Source organism: Gottfriedia sp. NPDC057991 (assembly GCF_042886615.1).
Classification (GTDB): Bacteria; Bacillota; Bacilli; order Bacillales; family Bacillaceae_G; genus Gottfriedia.
Genome location: NZ_JBHVQN010000013.1, coordinates 1 through 18,846, shown reverse-complemented (window position 1 = coordinate 18,846; position 18,846 = coordinate 1). Strand labels below are relative to the sequence as shown.

Sequence of the window (18,846 nt, the reverse complement as noted above, 5' to 3'; positions counted from 1 at the left end):
TCTTTTGCGTCGATGGTAGTTGGGGGTTTCCCCCTGTGAGAGTAGAACGTCGCCTGGTAACCAAAAACATCAGCTATTAGGCTGATGTTTTTTTTGTTTATTATGTAGTTAAAAATCGATGAATTAAATAAGGAATTTTTTGTTCTGTTGTTGTTAAAAATTGGTTTATTAAAGGATAATCATCAGTAGAATAAGTCTGTAAAAGTTCACACCACCAGTCAGTTTCATAGCGACAAATCATACTCAAGTTATATAAAAGTAGATAGTGGTAAAGAATTTCAGGTAATAGTAAAAGCGCTTCCTTTTGTGATTTTAAAAAATAACTTTGATTTAATATATTAAAATAAAATGGCGCTTTATTTAAAATTTTATCAGGAAAATTTGATTTAATTTTAATTTGCTTTTGATTCTGTTCAACAATTACAATATCTATTGAAGCTTGTTTTGATTGAAGAAATGAAATAAAACGTTCTGAAGTAAAATGATAGGATGACAAAATTTGTTCAGGCATAGTGATTACATCATTATCAACAGTAATTGGAAGAAATAAATTTCCTTTTTTGGTAATTTTAAGGATCTTATTTAATTCTGGTATTGATTGTAAAAGCTGAAGCATTGTAAACTTTTCACTTTCTAAATTATTAAGATTAAATAATACTTTAGAAGCATGTGTAAATAATCCATTTTTTTGGATTTTAACTTCGTCATCAACAAAAGAGTATCCTACTTTTTTTATTTTTCTCGAGGTAACGCCATGGGCCAAGATTGAAGTGGTACTCGGATAATCAGGATCTACGGTAAGGATGCAAGCCTTTAATAATTGTACAAGCCCATAAAACAGTAATGTAGGTTTTACATTAATTTGAGAATTTTGAGCTGCATGAAAATAACTTTTCCCATGCTCAATATAATATAAAAATGGATAAGCATTACGGAAAGCCTTTGTTTTTTGTTCCTTGGAATTAGTTCGTTCATATTTTGTTTGAAGATAGTTTTTTGAATATTGTGCAGAGCTAAAATAACATAGCTCATCCCATACATTACTATACGAATATAACATAAGAGAGGAACTCCTTATTAACTGAATATTTAAACATAATTTGACTTCCTTGACAGTGTTTTATCCTATTGTTAATCTACTAATAATATTTATACGTGTATAGGGGGGCTTTTTTATGTGGGAATCAAAATTCGTAAAAGAAGGACTTACTTTTGATGATGTTTTACTAGTTCCAGCGAAATCTGAAGTACTTCCAAATCAAGTTGATGTAAGTGTGAGATTAACTGAGAAAATTCAATTAAATATTCCATTAATCAGCGCAGGAATGGATACAGTTACAGAAGCAGATATGGCTATTGCAATGGCTAGACAAGGTGGACTAGGTATCATCCACAAAAATATGTCTATTGAAGATCAAGCTGAACAGGTAGACAAAGTAAAGCGTTCTGAAAGTGGTGTAATTGATGATCCATTCTTCTTAACACCATCTCATAAAGTAGCAGACGCTGAATATTTAATGGGTAAATATCGTATTTCAGGTGTGCCGATCGTAAACGATACAGAGAATAGAAAATTAGTAGGTATTTTAACAAATCGTGATTTACGTTTTATTCAAGATTATTCAATTGTTATTTCAGATGTTATGACAAAAGAAAATCTAGTTACTGCTCCTGTTGGAACTACACTTGCAGAAGCAGAAAAAATTCTTCAAAAACATAAAATTGAAAAGCTACCCCTAGTTAATGAAGACGGTACTTTAAAGGGCCTAATTACAATTAAGGATATTGAAAAAGTAATTGAGTTTCCAAACTCAGCGAAAGATCAACAAGGACGATTACTTGTAGGTGCAGCTGTAGGAGTAACAAAAGATGCACTTCAAAGAGTAGAGTTTTTAGTGAAAGCTAATGTCGATGTAATTGTAATTGATACAGCACATGGTCACTCTAAAGGCGTTATTGAAAAAGTAAAAGAAATTAGAAGTAGATTCCCAGAATTAGCAATAATCGCTGGTAATGTTGCAACAGGTGAAGCAACTAAAGAACTTATTGAAGCTGGAGCAGATATCGTAAAAGTTGGTATTGGACCAGGTTCGATCTGTACTACTCGAGTTGTTGCTGGAGTAGGTGTTCCTCAACTAACTGCAGTTTATGACTGTGCTTCTGTTGCTAGAGAGTACGGAGTTCCTATTATTGCAGATGGCGGTATTAAGTACTCTGGAGATATCGTTAAAGCTCTTGCAGCTGGTGGGCATGTAGTTATGTTAGGAAGCATGTTTGCTGGTGTACAAGAAAGTCCTGGTGAAACAGAAATCTTCCAAGGTAGACAATTTAAAGTATATCGTGGTATGGGTTCTGTTGGAGCAATGGAAAGAGGAAGTAAAGATCGTTATTTCCAAGAAGGTAATAAAAAACTAGTTCCTGAAGGTATTGAAGGACGTGTTCCATATAAAGGCCCATTAGCTGATACAGTTCACCAATTAATCGGTGGAATTAGAGCTGGTATGGGTTACTGTGGTACTGCTACACTAAATGAATTAAGAGATAACGCACAATTTATTCGTATGTCAGGTGCAGGATTACGTGAAAGTCATCCGCATGATGTTCATATTACAAAAGAGGCACCAAATTACTCACTATAATAATTTAAGCAATTTACCTAGGGCAATTACAAGAAATTGTAGTTGCCTATTTTTTGGGAAATAATTGTGTTAAAATGAACAAGTGAAATTAATGGTTGGAGGTAAAAAAGTGATTGGAAAGAAAATACTAACAAAATTGATAGTAATAGCATTAGCGATAACAATAATCATCCCTATGAATTTAAGACCAGCTGCGGCAGAGGACGTTTTAGACATTAAAGCTAAAGCTGCGATTTTAGTTGATGCAAATTCAGGGAAAATATTATATGAAAAAAATTCAAAAGCTCCATTACCGATTGCAAGTATGTCTAAAATGATGACAGAGTATCTAGTTAATGAAGCAGTAAAAAATGGGAAAATCTCTTGGGACGATAAAGTAACTGTTTCTGATTATGCTCATAAAATCTCTCAAAACACAGGATTATCTAATGTACCACTTGAATTAGGTGGTCAATATACAGTAAAAGAACTATATGAAGCAGCTGCTATTTATTCAGCAAACGGTGCAACAATTGCACTAGCAGAAAAAATTGGTGGATCAGAGAAAAACTTCGTACAATTAATGAACGATAAAGCAAAGAAACTAGGCCTAGGAGACGTTAAATTTGTTAATGCTACTGGTTTAGTAAATAAAGACTTACAAGGTATGCAACCAGAGGGAACTGCCCTTACTGATGAAAATATTATGTCAGCAAACGGTGTTGCAAAATTAGCTTATAATCTAATTAAAACATATCCTGAAGTACTTCAAACTTCTTCAATTCCAAAGAAAACATTCCAAGAAGGTGGAAAGTATCCAGTAAAAATGGATAACTGGAACTGGATGTTACCAGGATTAGTATTTCAGTACCCAGGTATGGATGGATTAAAAACAGGTTCAACGGATTCAGCTGGATTCTGTTTTACTGGAACTGCTAAAAGAGATGGTCAACGTTATATAACAGTTGTAATGGGGGCAGATTCTTATAACTCTAGATTTAGTGAAACGGCTAAATTAATGGATTACGGGTTCAGTAACTTCGAAAAAGTTACATTGGTGTCAAAAGGTCAAACAGTAAAAGGTAATAAAACAGTAAAAGTAGTTAAAGGTAAAGATAAAGAAGTAAAAGTAGTAGCAAAAGACGATGTTACTTTAGCTATAAAACGCGGTGAAGCTAAAAATTATAAAGCAACTGTCCAATTATCAGGTAAGTCAATCGATAAGGATGGCAATATTAAAGCTCCAATTAAAAAAGGAACAAAGGTTGGACAAATTGTGGTTAAATCTTCAAAGAATGAAGATCTAGGATTTATCAATACTAATAATCAGTCATTTGATTTAGTAGTTGATAAAAGTGTTGATAAAGCAAATTGGTTAGTTCTATCATTCAGAGGAATTGGTTCATTTTTCGGGAATTTATGGGATAGCATCGTAAGCGGAATTGGTGGTTTATTTAAATAAATTTCTATATAAATATATCAGTAATTGTTAAGTTGTCATTTTTTCAGTAAAATAAAAGTAGGGTAACTTTAACTAGGGGATAATAAATACTAAAATGTTACCAAGTAAGCTTTAATAATGGAGGGGCATAACAATGAATTTAACAGGAACAGAACGTGTAAAACGCGGCATGGCAGAAATGCAAAAAGGCGGCGTTATTATGGACGTAGTAAATGCTGAGCAAGCCAAAATAGCGGAAGCTGCTGGTGCAGTAGCAGTAATGGCATTGGAAAAGGTACCATCTGATATTCGTGCTGCTGGTGGAGTAGCTCGTATGGCTGATACAAGTATTACTGAGGAAATTCTTAACGCTGTTAGTATTCCTGTAATGGCTAAAGCTCGTATTGGACATATCGTTGAAGCGCGTGTTTTAGAAGCAATGGGAGTAGATTACATCGATGAGAGTGAAGTATTATCTCCAGCAGATGATATCTTCCATATTAACAAATCAGATTACACTGTTCCATTCGTTTGTGGTTGCCGTAACTTAGGTGAAGCACTTCGTCGTATTGGTGAAGGCGCATCTATGCTACGTACAAAAGGTGAGCCTGGTACTGGAAACATTGTAGAAGCAGTACGTCACTTACGCCAAATCAATGGAGAAATCCGTAAAGTAGTTGGTTTATCTCGTGATGAATTAATGGTTGAAGCTAAAAACCTTGGCGCTCCATTCGAATTATTACTTCAAATTAAAGAACTTGGTCGTTTACCTGTTGTTAACTTTGCAGCTGGTGGAGTAGCAACTCCTGCGGACGCAGCTTTAATGATGGAATTAGGTGCTGATGGTGTATTCGTAGGTTCTGGTATCTTTAAATCAGAAAACCCTGAGAAATTTGCTCGTGCGATTGTACAAGCTACTACTCACTATCAAGATTACGAATTAATCGCTAACCTTTCTAAAAACTTAGGTCCTGCTATGAAAGGGATCGATATGAGACAACTTGCTGCAGCAGATCGTATGCAAGATCGTAGCATTTAAGTTGGTGAATTTATGAAAATAGGTGTATTAGCATTACAAGGTGCAGTTCAAGAACATATAAATGCAATTAAAGCATGTGGTGCTGAAACTGTTATCGTGAAACGTGTAGAACATTTAGATGGACTTGATGGGATTGTATTACCTGGTGGAGAGAGCACTGCAATGCGTAAGTTGCTTGATCATGTCGGGTTATTAGAACCTTTAAAAGAGAAAATTGAAAATGGTCTACCAGCATTCGGTACATGTGCAGGCATGATCTTACTTTCAAAAGAGATTGCAAATGATGACACGGTGCATCTAGGAGTTATGGATATGGTAGCTGAACGTAATGCTTATGGTAGACAAGTGGATAGTTTTGAAGTAAACATCCCAATTAAAGGTGTTTGTGAAGACTACCCAGCTGTATTTATCAGAGCACCATTTATTCGTTCAGTATCAGGTGATGCAGAGGTTATTGCAGAACATGATGGTAATATTGTAGCGGTTAGACATAAACACATGTTAGCAGCGTCTTTCCATCCGGAATTAACGAATGATTACCGTTTTATGAATTACTTTGTAGAGATGGTTAAGGAAAAAAGTGCAAATTTAAGTATGTAACTATTGAAAAAAGTAAAAGCTTATAGTAAATTATTATATAATTTAAATTGTCTAAAGCGATGAAAGAAAATAGTAGCAAGTTCTAAATTTATAGAGAGTCGGTGGTTGGTGCAAACCGATAATGAAGACTTGTGAATCCATTCTTGAGCGAGTTGCGGAATGCTTTTAGCTAGTAAGTAACTCCGGTACTATAGTCCGTTAACTATACTAAGGTGGAAGGATTATTTATTAATTCTTCAATTAGGGTGGCAACGCGGGTAGCTCTCGTCCCTTTTATGGGATGAGGGCTTTTTTGTATTCATTTTTATTCTTTAGACAATAAATGAATAGGAGGAATTGAAATGTTAGACATTAAATTATTACGTAGCAATTTTGAAGATGTAAAAGCAAAACTTCAATTACGTGGTGGGGACATAAGCTATATCGAAAAATTTGAAGACTTAGATTTAAATCGTAGAGAATTACTTGTTCAGGTTGAAGGCTTAAAGAGCCGACGCAATGAGGTTAGCCAAGAAATTAGTGTATTAAAGCGTGAGAAAAAAGATGCTGAAGCACTAATTATTGAAATGAGAGAAGTTGGAGATAAAATTAAGGCTCTAGATGAAGAGATTAGAACTTTAGAAGAGCAATTAGACGCTATCCTATTTACAATTCCAAACTTAGTTAGCGATTCAGTACCAGTTGGGTTAACAGAAGAGGATAATGTTGAAATTCGTAGAATAGGCGAGGTTCGTACATTTGATTTCGAACCAAAGGCACACTGGGATTTAGGTGTTGACTTAGAGATTTTGGATTTTGAACGTGGTGCTAAAGTTACTGGTAGCCGTTTTACTTTTTATAAAGGTTTAGGAGCTAAACTTGAGCGTGCCCTAATCAGCTTCATGTTAGATCTTCATACAGAGGAGCATGGATATACTGAAATGCTACCTCCTAACCTTGTAAATCGTGCTAGCATGATTGGTACAGGACAACTACCAAAATTTGAAGAAGACGCGTTCCGTATCGAAAAAGAAGACTTTTTCTTAGTACCAACAGCAGAAGTACCTGTAACAAACTATCACCGTGACGAAATTCTTGATGTTGCTCAATTACCAATCGCATATACTGCATATAGCGCGTGTTTCCGCTCTGAGGCAGGTTCTGCTGGTCGTGATACACGTGGATTAATCCGCCAACATCAATTTAATAAAGTTGAACTAGTCCGCTTTGTAAAACCTGAGGATTCTTATATTGAGTTAGAAAAATTAACAGCTCACGCTGAAAAAGTTCTTCAATTATTAGGATTACCATACCGTGTCATTACATTATGTGCTGGAGATATTGGATTTTCTTCTGCAAAAACGTATGACATTGAAGTTTGGTTACCAAGCTATGATGCATACAAAGAAATTTCTTCTTGTAGTAACTTTGAGGCGTTCCAAGCAAGAAGAGCGAATATACGCTTCAGACGTGATCCAAAAGGAAAACCAGAATTTCTTCATACATTAAACGGCTCTGGCCTTGCAATTGGACGTACGGTTTCTGCAATTTTAGAAAACTACCAACAAGCAGATGGTTCAGTTATTATTCCTGAAGTTCTTCGTCCGTATATGGGTGGAAAAGAAGTAATTAAATAACTAAAAAAGCAGATGTATCGAGAAATTGTTCTCGGACACATCTGCTTTTTATTTAGATTGTTTTAACATCAATTTTATAATTAGGTGTGTTCCACAATTCCATCCATTTTTTAATAGCAGAAATTAAAATCACAACGCCTAAGACTAACATGATGATCGATAAGACGCCGTTTAACATACTATATCCGGCTGCATCATGGTTAAGATAAACATTTTTAATCATCCAATATCCTGCATAATTAACAGTGATAAATAGATAAGCTAGGGGAATCAAACATGTAAGCATATACCAACGTTGATCAGCTATCTTTAATAGCACTGTTGCACCAATGATTAATCCGATCGAAGCCATTAATTGATTAGATACTCCAAATAATGCCCAGATTGATCCAATATCCCCTGAAAATAAGAGATATCCCCACATGAAGCATGCTAGCGCACTGGCAAAAATGGAACCTGGTATCCAATCAGTTTTCTTCAATGGTTTATAATATTCACCAAAGAAGTCTTGAATTAAATATCGTGCCACTCGAGTTCCAGCATCAATTGCTGTTAAAATAAATACGGCTTCGAACATAACAACAAACTGGAAGAAATATGATGCTAAATGGCTAAACCAAGGGATCGATGTAAATATGTACGTCATACCAACTGCCAATGTAACGGCTCCACCAGTACGCCCTTCTAGACTTAATCCGATTTCTTTACTTAGTTCCGGTAAGTGGACAACATTCATTCCTAAAGTTTTAAAAACTTCTGGAGTAGAGTTAATTGCAAAGTAGTCTGCTGGCTGAAGTGCAGTAGCAGCGATTAAAGCCATTATACCTACTAAACATTCAACTAGCATTGCACCAAACCCTACGACCTTTATATCGCTCCATCGATCAAGCATTTTTGGAGTTGTACCAGAACCCACAAATGCATGGAATCCTGAGATTGCTCCACATGCTATTGTAATTGAAATAAATGGCCAAACTGGACCAGCTAAAATGGGTCCCCCGCCGTTAACAAATTTTGTTACAGTCGGAAATTGTATGGATGGATTAATAATAAATACCCCAATAATGAGTGCAATAAATACACCGATTTTCATAAAACTACTTAGATAATCACGAGGTGCTAGTAAAAGCCATACTGGTAAAGCAGCGGCAAAAAAAGCATAGATTGGTAGTATAATAGCTAATGTCCGTGTATCGAATGTTAAAAAATCACCTATAGCAGTTTCTTGAATTGTCGGACCCATAAAAACTCCAACCATTAACAAAATAAATCCAATCGTTGAAGCTAATTTTAAATTGCCGGTTTTTTTATAAAGTAGTCCTACACCCATAGCAATTGGTATTGTGATTCCAACTGCAAATGTCCCCCATGGATTATTTTCAAGCGCATGCAGAACAACCATTGAAAGGCCGGCCATCGTAATTGTAATAATAAAAAGCATAGCTAGTCCCGTACAGAAGCCTGCAACTGGTCCAAGTTCTTCCTTTGCTACTTCTGATAGCGACTTTCCTTTCTTTCTCATTGAAGCATATAAAACGACTGCATCATGTACTGCTCCACCGATTACAGCACCAATTAAAAGCCATAGCAGGCCTGGAAGGTAACCAAATTGAGCGGCCAAAATTGGACCTACTAGAGGGCCAGCTGCTGCGATTGCAGCAAAGTGATGACCAAATGTTACCCATTTGTTAGTAGGAACATAGTCCTTACCATCATTTAACTCATGAGCTGGAGTAGGGATAGAATCATTTAACTTAAGTACCTTCACAGCCATAAATGTTCCGTATAGACGATATGCAATCATCAAAATACACATAGAAGCAATAACAATTGTAACCGCATTCATTTTATTTAATAAGCCTCCCCTGTTTCTTTTTATATACATTCATTTTACTTTATGAAAATTAAAATTTTGAATTTTCAGCGTAAACTGCAATAAAAACAGGTTGAGAAGCATGAATGGATTATTGAAATACAAGCTTATAAATTAAAAAGTTGTTTAAGCTCCTTTGTGTACGTTCGACTAACAGGTACTTTTTCACCATCATTCATAATTAAATTATATGTGGAATTAAACCAAGGCTGAATTTCAATGATTTTATCCAAATTGACAATATAGCTCCGATGGACACGAGTAAATGATGTATTTTGTAGCTTTCGTTCTAAATTGATTAAAGGTTCATTTAATCGATATGTCATCTTATCAGTAACGACCCTTGTTTTCCCTTCTTGTGTAAAAATGTAGGTGATCTCTTCGAACGTTATTAAAAGAATTCTCTCATCAACCGAAATAGCTAATTTATCTTGTTTTAAATGTGGGGGATTCTTTTTCACCTCAGTTTTAATAGACTTCATACTTAGCTTTGCTAATTTTTCAATAGTCTTCTGAATTCTTATTTCATCAAATGGTTTTAAAATATAATCAATCGCGTGTAAATCGAATGCATTTAAAGCGTACTCGTCAAAAGCTGTTGCAAAGACGATTGCTGGTTGATGGCTAAGGTCCTGCATTTTTTGGGCTAATTCTAATCCACTTTCATCAGCTAATTGGATATCTAAAAATACAACATCGACTTCTTCTATTTGTATGAGTTCCAATGTACTTCTAATTGAGTCCGCTTCACCAACTATTTCAACTTCCTTGCTTCTTTTTAGTAAATAAGCTAGTTCGTCTCTTGCTAATGGTTCATCATCTACAATTAGTGCCTTTAACATTATTTATCCCTCCATTACTTCTTGCGTTAATGGGATTCTTATCGATACTTTCGTTCCCGTGTTCATGTCGGATTTTATTTGAAAATATTCTTTTTCCCCGTAAATTTCTTCAATTCGTTTTTTTATATTCCATAAGGCTGTTCCAGTTCCTTCTTTAGACTGTATTGTTTCATTCCCAATTGTATTTAGTAGCTCTGGCGAAATCCCCTTGCCATTATCTTCAGTAATGAGAATCATATCATTATTGAACTCATATGCTTGCACAGTTACCTTTAATTTTTTTTCCTTTAAAAATGCATGGCGAATCGAGTTCTCTATAAGTGGTTGAAGCGTAAAAGGGGGGATTTGAACTGTTTTTAAATGAGGTTCTATTTGGAACTCAACAAGGAATTTAGTAGGAAACCTAGTTTGTTCAATGGTTAAATATGCTTCCACATGTTCTAATTCCTTTTCTAAAGTGACTAAGGTCTGCCTTGATCCTTGTAAATTATTTCGAAAAAAAGTACTTAAATGGATTAGTAATTTTCTAGCTTGATCAGCATCTGTTCTAATTAAACTTGAAATTGTATTTAAAGAGTTAAACAGGAAGTGGGGATGCATTTGTGCTTGTAAAGCTTTTATTTCAGCATCTTTCACTAACTTCCGCTGCAGTTCAGCTTCTGCTAATTCCAATTGGGTAGAAAAAAGTTTAGATAATCCGTCGGCTAATTCTTTTTCAACTTTTCCTAACTTGTTGGAATCCGTGTAATATAGCTTTAAAGAGCCAACTGTTTTATTTAAAGCCTTTAACGGCAATACGATAGCCGCACTTAAAGGGCAATCCATTTGGAAGCACTGAATTTCATCTTTTGAAGTAGCAATAATAACTTTTCCCTCTTCTAATGCCTTTTTAGTTAGTTTTGTTGCTAAGCTATTCATTGGTTCATGGTGATCCGAACCTGCACCTACATGAGCAAGTACGCTTTTGTGATCAGTAATCGAGATTGCATCTGCCTTAGTTAATTTAAAAATGATTTTTGCCGCTTCATTACATGAATGCGGGGTTAGTCCCTGCCTAAAAAACGGTAATGTTTGCTCTGCAATATATAAGGCTTTGTTTGTTTGAAGCGCTCGCGTTTTTTCTTCTTCCTGTAAAATGTTTTGGATGATTAATATAAAGATAAGCGTACCAAATCCATTTATTAGAATCATTGGAAGAGCAATTACTTCGACAAGATGAAGAGCGGCCCAAAATGGTTTTGCGATTAAAAGAATAATCCCCATTTGAACACATTCCATAATAATTCCAATTGAAACTACACTCCAAAGGGATTTGTTTTTCTGTATCCCGAATCTTTTTCTAAGTAGGCCTGTAACAACTCCCGCAACGATTGTCGAAATGGCACACGCATATGCAGTAAACCCACCTAATGTTAGTCTGTGTAAGCCTGCTATTAACCCGACTCCTAAGCCAACAATCGGACCGCCGATTAGACCGCCAATGGCTACACCCATAATTCTTGTATTTGCAATTGCATTATTACTTGCTACATTGAAGTGCCATGACTGAGACATAATTGACTCATGATAAATATGAACACCAGTATAATTACTAATTACACCAAAGGCACCAAATATAATAATTAGGATTACTTTTGCACCAAAGGAGTGTTCATTTTGAATGATTTGTCTAAATGATTTCATCCTTGAAAGTAAAAAGGCAAGTATAACGAGAATACCCACTCGTTCCAGCATCAGCGGTATTAATTCAAACATTTCTTTCTCCTTAAAAATTTCTAATGTTTTTAAATGGTAGTACCATTATAAATACAAATGAATTTTCTGTATATTTTTTCTACTTATATAAAAGGTATCTATTTTAATAATAAGATGACAATAATACCTGACGTTAAAAGAGGCGTTTTAGTTTCTGAAAAAAAGTTATATTTTTTTAAAAAGAATGCTTGACCTTGTTTTTTTCGTATGGTATTATAAATCTTGTCAATACGGAGTAATACCCAAGTCTGGCTGAAGGGATCGGTCTTGAAAACCGACAGGGGTGTAACAGCCCGCGGGGGTTCGAATCCCTCTTACTCCTCCATTTTTTTTATAATTAAAAGAGTGCATATATATTAGACAGCTCGTTACATTTGTGTAACGAGTTTTTTGTTTGTTTATAAAATGAATCGAAAAAGAAAAAGCTGCGTACAGTACTATGTAAAATTCGCAGCTTTTTCTTTTATCTATTTGGAAGACAACTATTATCTAGATTTCATATATTTTTGTGAATGATTTAGTACGTTTCCAATCTTCTTAACGATTTCTTCTACAGAAGAATCATTTTTAATTAGATCGTACTCGCTAATACTTAAACGAAGTACAGGACAAGCGTTAAAGTTATTAATCCAGTTTTCGTAACGTGTATTCATTTCTTTCCAATATTCAATCGGAGTTTGTTGCTCCATTGGACGTCCACGCTCTTTAATTCGCTCAACGACTTCATCGAATGTTCCTTCTAAGTAAATTAATAAATCAGGAGCAGGGAAATAAGGTGACATAACCATAGCATCAAAAAGGCTAGTATATGTTTCGTAGTCTACTTCACTCATCGTTCCTTTTTCGTAATGCATTTTCGCGAAAATGCCAGTATCCTCATAAATTGAACGGTCTTGTATAAATCCACCGCCGTATTCAAACATTCTTTTTTGTTCTTTGAATCGCTCTGCTAAGAAGTATATTTGTAAATGGAAGCTCCAACGAGCAAAATCTTGATAAAATTTATCTAGGTATGGGTTTGTATCTACTTTTTCAAATGATGTACGAAAGTTTAATGCATCTGCAAGTGCATTGGTCATAGTAGATTTTCCTACACCTACTGTCCCAGCAATTGTAATAACTGCATCATTTCGTATTCCGTATTTTTCACGTAAATTCATATACTTCTTAGCTCCTTTTGTAAGGTGTTTTCTAACGATTCTAGTAGCATCGTTAAATCTCTCGGGTTATTAACGAAGTCAATTTGATCACCATCAAATTTTAGTACTGGAATTTCAGGGTATTTAGCTTGAAATTCTTTCATGTGTGACTCGTAATCTTCAATTAACTGAAGTAGGTAATGGTCCTCGATTAATTGTTCGAATTCTCTACCACGAAGTTGAATACGCTTTTGTAGAGTCTCAAGGCTTGCCGTTAAGTAAATAACCACATTAGGCTTTGGCATATCCTCAGTTAATATTTGATATATTTTTAAATATTTATCATGCTGCTTGTCTTTTAATGTTCTGCTAGCAAAAATTAAATTCTTAAGGATGTGATAGTCTGCAACCACTGGAATCGATTTTTTAAGAAACATTCGGTCTATATCTTCTAATTGTTTAAATCGATTACAAAGGAAAAACATTTCTGTTTGGAAACTCCACTCTTCAATGTCCGTATAAAACTTACCCAAAAAAGGATTTTCATCTACAATTTCTTTTAATAGCTCATAATGAAAGTGTTCAGAGATCGCTTTGGATAGAGATGTTTTTCCGACACCAATTGGTCCTTCTACTGTTATAAAAGGTACGCGTATCATCTCTTGTCCTCCTTACTAGTCAAATTCCGTATCATACTCAAAAAACATACAGAAACTATTTTAACATACTGTAGTCAGACGGAATACCATTTTAAAATTTTTCCAATTACTGATAATTCTTGTTCACTAAATGATCGATCATTTCTTCTATTTCCTGAGTTTGAATAACTGTTGCATTTAAAATGTCTTTCATCATATATATTGCAACCTTCTCATCATAATCAGTAACCGAGGAAATTGCATCTTGAGGTATAATTAAGTTATAATCCCGCATAAATGCATCATTTGCTGTAAAAAGTACACAACGATTTCCAGCAACACCTACAATAACCAAATGGGTAATTTTTAATTTTTTAAGTAATTCATCTAAATCTGTTAAGTAAAAACCTGAGTAGTTAGGCTTAAAGATAAAATAATCTTCTTCGTTTGGTTGTATTTGTTTTATTAAGTCGTTGCTTAAAGGATTTAGACAATGCTTAATAAGTTTCTTTTGAGTCGGGTTTTCGATTTTATAGTGATCATTAACGTATATAGTAGGAAGTTTTTTGTTTTTAAAAATGTCTCTTATGTAATTTATTTTCGGAACCATATGGATTGATTTTTCCGCAAGAACACTTCCATGCTTAAAAGTAAATGAGTTGATTAAATCGACAATTAATAATGCAGGCAACTGCTTGTCTTTTTGATATGAAGAATTCAATCGGCTTCACTCCAATCTATGTTTAGTTTATCTACTCGTAAAAAGAATATTTGTTTGTTAAAGAAATAAAGAGGTGTAAAGTTTGAATAAAGATGAGTTTTATATGAAGTTGGCAATAGAGGAAGCACTAAAAGCAGAGCAAATAGGGGAAGTACCTATTGGAGCTGTGTTGGTTTACAACGATCAAGTCATTGCAAGTGGGTATAATTTACGTGAAACAAAACAAACAGCTTTAGGTCACGCAGAAATGAGTACAATAGAAGATGCGTGTAAAGTTATTGATTCTTGGCGATTAGAGGAAACAACTCTATATGTAACGCTGGAACCTTGTCCGATGTGTGCTGGCGCTATAATTCAATCAAGAATTCCAAGAGTCGTTTTCGGTGCAAAAGATCCGAAGGCAGGTTGTGGAGGATCAATTTATAATCTCTTGCAAGAAGATCGATTTAACCATCGCTGTGAAGTTAGTTCAGGTATATTAGAAGAAGAATGTGGTAAATTATTAACGAATTTCTTTAGAGAATTGCGGTCTAGAAAGAAAAATTTACCTTCATAAGGACAAGGATTGATTTTTTAATTAGGTTCGTATATACTTTAACTACCGCTTCAAATAGCGGTTTAAAATTAGGTTGTAACTTTGCCGTGCTAGGTGGGGAGGTAGCGGTGCCCTGTACTCGCAATCCGCTCTAGCGAGACTGAATTCCACTCCGAGGTGTATCTATTTCAGGGTCTGCCTTAAATAAGTGGTGTTGACGTCTGGGTCCTACGCAACGAGAACTCATGAACCTTGTCAGGTCCGGAAGGAAGCAGCAATAAGTGAGCCATCTCGTGTGCCGTAGGGGTGCCTGGGCCGAGCTAACTGTTTAAGTAACGCCTGGGGTAGTGCATCAAAGAGTGGTGCACGGCAGTAACTTTATAAAAACTCACTCAATTTTGAGTGAGTTTTTTTGTTTTCTTTAAAATATTTTCCATGAAATCATTACATAGGGTATAATAATGATGACTTTGTAAGAAGGAGGAAACCAATTGACATATCAAGCATTATATCGTTTGTGGAGGCCGCAGCAATTTAAAGACGTTGTAGGTCAAAATCATATTATACGAACGTTACAAAATTCCCTTCTTCAGCAAAAAGTATCTCATGCTTATTTGTTTACAGGTCCGCGTGGAACAGGTAAAACGAGTACAGCAAAAATCTTTGCAAAAGCTTTAAATTGTGAACACGCACCAACTAATGAACCTTGTAATGAGTGTGCCATTTGTAAAGGAATTACTGATGGATCAATTTCAGATGTAATTGAATTCGATGCTGCTTCTCATTCTAAAGTAGAAGAAATGCGAGAAATTCTTGAAAAAGTAAAATATGCTCCTTCCGTAGGGAAGTATAAAGTGTACATAATCGATGAAGTTCATATGTTATCTACATCAGCATTTAATGCATTATTAAAAACATTAGAAGAACCTCCTGAACATGTAATTTTTATATTAGCTACAACTGAAGCTCATAAGGTTCCATTAACTATACTTTCAAGATGTCAGCGATTTGATTTGCATAAAATAAGCATACAAACTATATCAGCACGTCTTCTAGTAGTATTAAGACATTTGCAAATTGAAATAGAATCTGAAGCGTTAACGATGTTATCCCGTGCTGCTGAGGGGGGAATGAGGGACGCATTAAGTATTCTTGATCAGGTTATTTCATATAGCGATGAATCAATTTCATTAGAGGATGTTCTAGCCGTAACCGGCACAGTAGCACAAGAACGTTTATTATCTGTTGTTTCAGCAATAATAGATGGTAATGTGTCAGTTTGTTTAACTAATATTGAAGAACTATTAAACCAAGGTAAAGATCCAGTTCGATTTATAGAAGATTTAACAGTTTATTTTCGAGATATTCTATTGTATAGACACTCACCAAGTACAGTTGAATTACTTGAGAGAGCGACAGTAAATGATCAATTTAAAGAGATCTGTGATTCATATAATGATGAGCTAGTCTATCAAATCATCGCTTCGTTAAGTAATAGTCAGCAAGAAATGAAATGGACTAATCATCCGAGAGTTTTACTTGAGGTGGCAATTGTACAACTTTGTCAAAAAGCTTCTGTGAGCAGTATCGGACAAAAACAGGACGAGCTGACACCATTAATTAATAAAATTAATGCTCTTGAGAAAGAAGTAAAATCCTTAAAGGAAAATGGAGTTACAGTAAGTGGAACAAATGAGTCCTCTGCTAGTCCAAAACCAAAATCGACTACAGCTCGTTCCAAAATACCAAGTAGTTTAATAACAGGTGTATTGAGAGCGGCTTCTAAACCAGAAAAAAATAAAGTTTTAGCGGTTTGGACATCGCTTCAAGATCAATTAAGGCAACAAAATAAGGTTTCTACTGCGACATTAGTATCGTATGGTGAAGTTGTGGCTGCTTCTTCTGAACAGAGTGTTGTTGCTTTTAAATCAGAGACAATTTGTGATTTAATCAATAATAATGGTGAACAGGAGCATTTAACAACAATCAATCAAACCTTATCTAATTTATTAGGTGCAGATATGAGCGTATTAGCAATTCCCGAAGAAGATTGGAGATCGACTAGGGATTCATTTTTAAATACAACGAAACAAAAAGAGACTTCAACAGAAGTTGCACCAATCGTACAAGAGGCGATCAATCTTGTTGGTGAAGATTTAGTGATTGTTAAAGAATAACTAACTATATTGGAGGAAATGAAAATGATGCGTGGCGGAATGGGCAATATGAATAACATGATGAAACAAATGCAAAAAATGCAAAAACAAATGGAGCAAGCTCAAAACGAATTAAACGAGCGTACATTTGTTGGTACAGCTGGCGGCGGAATGGTAACTGTTACAGCTAATGGATTAAAACAAATTGTAGAAGTAAATATTAAGGAAGAAGTAGTAGATCCAGAAGATATCGAAATGCTACAAGACTTAGTTTTAACTGCAACGAATGATGCTATTAAGCAAATTGAAGATGAAACTGCTAAAACAATGGGGCAATTTACTAAAGGAATGAATATTCCAGGATTATTTTAGGGGATAAGACAGATGCATTACCCTGAACCGATATCCAAATTAATAGATAGTTTTATGAAATTGCCAGGGGTTGGACCCAAAACGGCCGTTCGACTGGCATTTTTTATGTTAGATATGAAGCAAGATGACGTATTAGATTTTGCAAAATCAATGATAGATGCAAAAAGAAAACTACTTTACTGTTCAGAATGTGGCCATATAACTGACCAAGACCCTTGTTATATTTGTAGTGATCAACATCGAGACCGATCTACGATATGTGTAGTTCAAGATACGAAAGATGTTATTGCTATGGAAAAAATGAGAGAATATCAAGGTTTATATCATGTACTTCATGGTGCAATTTCTCCTATGGAGGGAGTTGGACCGGAAGACATAAAAATAATGGAATTATTGAGCAGACTAAAAGATGATGTAGTTCAAGAAATTATTTTAGCTACCAACCCGAATATAGAGGGTGAAGCAACTGCTATGTATATTTCTAGGCTATTAAAATCTACGGGTATAAAAATTACTCGAATCGCACATGGTCTACCAGTAGGCGGAGACTTAGAATATGCAGATGAAGTTACACTTTCAAAGGCTATGGAAGGTAGAAGAGAACTTTAGAAACTGATTAATGGAGAGAGACCATGGGTTTTTTTCGAAAAAAAGGAAAGATTCGCAAAGAATTTGATGAAAAGTTAGTTGATAGACTACATGATTACAAAGATATTTACTTAAGTCAGGTCGAGTTAATGGAAAGAAGTGTGGATCCACCTGATGATTTGTTAATCCATATTAAGCTGTATCAAGCTAAATATTTCTTCTTATTAAAAGAAGCAAAGGCAAGAAATGTTTTGATAACAAAAATGAAATAGTTAAAAGAGTTTATTGTTTAGGCAATAGACTCTTTTTTATTAATGTTTTTTGTCATTGATTAGTTCCCGGTCTCATACAATCTTAGTAAAAGGTGTACAAGTTATATGAGGGGAGTTTTTTTGTGGTGAATAGTATTATTATGATTTCAGTTGTATTATTTGTAATCTTATTTCTATTATTAGTAGGTCTGCCAGTTAAAGCTTTAAAACTAATTAGCAAGTATGTACTAAGAGGTATTGTATGTGTCATGATCGTATTTATACTAAACTATGCTTTAGCTTCTAATAATTTTCACATTCCGATTAATGCTGTTACTTGTGCGTTCTTAAGTGTATTAGGTATTCCAGGTATTGTAGCGTTAAGTGTAATTGGTATTTATATAGTATAAAAAATATATAAAAAAAGTTTTAAAAAACTGTTGACCATTTATCGAGGGGATGTTATATTTATATACGTCGCTGATGGCGATAACAAAAAAAGAAAAAAACAACTGTTGACAGATTTTGTCGAAGGTGATAAACTGATTAAGTTGTTAAAAAACAAGATGATCTTTGAAAACTAAACAAAACATGAAGTAAACGTCAATTATTAGTTTTTTTGAGCAATACAAGATTTAAACTTAACTTTTATGGAGAGTTTG

At 34.7% G+C, this 18,846-nt stretch carries 18 protein-coding genes, 1 tRNA gene, 1 other RNA gene and 1 other annotated feature; of the genes, 13 read left to right on the top strand and 7 right to left on the bottom strand.

What is annotated here, in order from left to right; all coding sequences use genetic code 11:
- Nucleotides 1–100: 100 nt before the first annotated feature.
- A complete protein-coding gene (locus ACFVR2_RS24720; RefSeq protein ID WP_387368093.1) occupies nucleotides 101–1,060 on the bottom strand; it encodes a YaaC family protein in 960 nt (319 codons plus the stop codon).
- Between the two features lie 115 nt (nucleotides 1,061–1,175).
- Here ACFVR2_RS24720 and guaB point away from each other — a divergent pair, with 115 nt between their 5' ends.
- The 5 genes from guaB (at nucleotide 1,176) to serS (ending at nucleotide 7,314) form a co-directional block, all read left to right on the top strand.
- A complete protein-coding gene (guaB, locus tag ACFVR2_RS24715) occupies nucleotides 1,176–2,639 on the top strand; it encodes an IMP dehydrogenase (RefSeq protein ID WP_056471244.1) in 1,464 nt (487 codons plus the stop codon).
- 91 nt (nucleotides 2,640–2,730) lie between these two features.
- Entirely contained in the window at nucleotides 2,731–4,080 is a 1,350-nt protein-coding gene (locus ACFVR2_RS24710) for a serine hydrolase (RefSeq protein WP_387368089.1), read from the top strand.
- 133 nt (nucleotides 4,081–4,213) lie between these two features.
- On the top strand, nucleotides 4,214–5,098 hold the full coding sequence (gene pdxS / locus ACFVR2_RS24705) for a pyridoxal 5'-phosphate synthase lyase subunit PdxS (protein ID WP_056471238.1): 885 nt from the start codon (nucleotides 4,214–4,216) through the stop codon (nucleotides 5,096–5,098).
- Nucleotides 5,099–5,110: 12 nt separating this feature from the next.
- Nucleotides 5,111–5,698: a pyridoxal 5'-phosphate synthase glutaminase subunit PdxT gene (gene pdxT, locus ACFVR2_RS24700; RefSeq protein WP_387368086.1), complete on the top strand. Its 588-nt coding sequence runs from the start codon at nucleotides 5,111–5,113 to the stop codon at nucleotides 5,696–5,698.
- Nucleotides 5,699–5,748: 50 nt separating this feature from the next.
- Nucleotides 5,749–5,973: a binding site (T-box leader), on the top strand.
- A gap of 66 nt (nucleotides 5,974–6,039) precedes the next feature.
- On the top strand, nucleotides 6,040–7,314 hold the full coding sequence (gene serS, locus ACFVR2_RS24695; RefSeq protein WP_387368083.1) for a serine--tRNA ligase: 1,275 nt from the start codon (nucleotides 6,040–6,042) through the stop codon (nucleotides 7,312–7,314).
- A 52-nt stretch (nucleotides 7,315–7,366) separates the two neighbouring features.
- Here the strand turns inward: serS and cstA are convergent, their stop codons facing one another.
- The 3 genes from cstA to ACFVR2_RS24680 all read right to left on the bottom strand — a co-directional run bounded on the left by cstA (nucleotide 7,367) and on the right by ACFVR2_RS24680 (nucleotide 11,784).
- Nucleotides 7,367–9,160 (bottom strand): carbon starvation protein CstA, encoded by a 1,794-nt coding sequence (gene cstA / locus ACFVR2_RS24690; protein ID WP_387368080.1) that lies wholly within the window; start codon nucleotides 9,158–9,160, stop codon nucleotides 7,367–7,369.
- Nucleotides 9,161–9,294: 134 nt separating this feature from the next.
- Nucleotides 9,295–10,029 carry a LytR/AlgR family response regulator transcription factor gene (locus tag ACFVR2_RS24685; protein WP_387368077.1) on the bottom strand — a complete coding sequence of 245 codons (735 nt, stop codon included), beginning with the start codon at nucleotides 10,027–10,029 and terminating at the stop codon, nucleotides 9,295–9,297.
- Nucleotides 10,030–10,032: 3 nt separating this feature from the next.
- The gene (locus ACFVR2_RS24680; RefSeq protein ID WP_387368074.1) at nucleotides 10,033–11,784 is read right to left on the bottom strand and encodes a LytS/YhcK type 5TM receptor domain-containing protein; all 1,752 of its coding nucleotides are present in this window, start codon (nucleotides 11,782–11,784) and stop codon (nucleotides 10,033–10,035) included.
- Between the two features lie 232 nt (nucleotides 11,785–12,016).
- Between ACFVR2_RS24680 and ACFVR2_RS24675 the strand changes: the two genes are divergently transcribed.
- A tRNA-Ser gene (locus ACFVR2_RS24675) sits at nucleotides 12,017–12,109 on the top strand.
- A gap of 160 nt (nucleotides 12,110–12,269) precedes the next feature.
- Here ACFVR2_RS24675 and ACFVR2_RS24670 read toward each other — a convergent pair.
- The 3 genes from ACFVR2_RS24670 to ACFVR2_RS24660 all read right to left on the bottom strand — a co-directional run bounded on the left by ACFVR2_RS24670 (nucleotide 12,270) and on the right by ACFVR2_RS24660 (nucleotide 14,282).
- Nucleotides 12,270–12,944, bottom strand: coding sequence for a deoxynucleoside kinase (locus tag ACFVR2_RS24670; protein WP_387368071.1), 675 nt, complete (start codon nucleotides 12,942–12,944; stop codon nucleotides 12,270–12,272).
- Nucleotides 12,941–13,582 carry a deoxynucleoside kinase gene (locus ACFVR2_RS24665; protein WP_387368068.1) on the bottom strand — a complete coding sequence of 214 codons (642 nt, stop codon included), beginning with the start codon at nucleotides 13,580–13,582 and terminating at the stop codon, nucleotides 12,941–12,943. Before ACFVR2_RS24665 ends, ACFVR2_RS24670 begins: the two co-directional genes overlap by 4 nt.
- Before the next feature lie 106 nt (nucleotides 13,583–13,688).
- Nucleotides 13,689–14,282 (bottom strand): cysteine hydrolase family protein, encoded by a 594-nt coding sequence (locus ACFVR2_RS24660; protein ID WP_387368065.1) that lies wholly within the window; start codon nucleotides 14,280–14,282, stop codon nucleotides 13,689–13,691.
- A gap of 82 nt (nucleotides 14,283–14,364) precedes the next feature.
- Here ACFVR2_RS24660 and tadA point away from each other — a divergent pair, with 82 nt between their 5' ends.
- From tadA to ACFVR2_RS24625, 7 genes are all read left to right on the top strand, one after another.
- Entirely contained in the window at nucleotides 14,365–14,838 is a 474-nt protein-coding gene (gene tadA / locus ACFVR2_RS24655; RefSeq protein ID WP_387368062.1) for a tRNA adenosine(34) deaminase TadA, read from the top strand.
- An 84-nt stretch (nucleotides 14,839–14,922) separates the two neighbouring features.
- Nucleotides 14,923–15,187: signal recognition particle sRNA large type (gene ffs / locus ACFVR2_RS24650), an RNA gene on the top strand.
- A 121-nt stretch (nucleotides 15,188–15,308) separates the two neighbouring features.
- Nucleotides 15,309–16,994: a DNA polymerase III subunit gamma/tau gene (gene dnaX / locus ACFVR2_RS24645; protein WP_387368059.1), complete on the top strand. Its 1,686-nt coding sequence runs from the start codon at nucleotides 15,309–15,311 to the stop codon at nucleotides 16,992–16,994.
- A 24-nt stretch (nucleotides 16,995–17,018) separates the two neighbouring features.
- Nucleotides 17,019–17,345 carry a YbaB/EbfC family nucleoid-associated protein gene (locus ACFVR2_RS24640; protein WP_176545100.1) on the top strand — a complete coding sequence of 109 codons (327 nt, stop codon included), beginning with the start codon at nucleotides 17,019–17,021 and terminating at the stop codon, nucleotides 17,343–17,345.
- Between the two features lie 12 nt (nucleotides 17,346–17,357).
- Complete coding sequence (gene recR, locus ACFVR2_RS24635) at nucleotides 17,358–17,954, top strand: recombination mediator RecR (RefSeq protein ID WP_387368055.1); 597 nt, start codon at nucleotides 17,358–17,360, stop codon at nucleotides 17,952–17,954.
- Nucleotides 17,955–17,977: 23 nt separating this feature from the next.
- Nucleotides 17,978–18,205: a YaaL family protein gene (locus ACFVR2_RS24630; protein ID WP_098847125.1), complete on the top strand. Its 228-nt coding sequence runs from the start codon at nucleotides 17,978–17,980 to the stop codon at nucleotides 18,203–18,205.
- A 122-nt stretch (nucleotides 18,206–18,327) separates the two neighbouring features.
- A complete protein-coding gene (locus tag ACFVR2_RS24625; RefSeq protein WP_387368051.1) occupies nucleotides 18,328–18,594 on the top strand; it encodes a pro-sigmaK processing inhibitor BofA family protein in 267 nt (88 codons plus the stop codon).
- The last annotated feature ends 252 nt before the right edge of the window (nucleotides 18,595–18,846 follow it).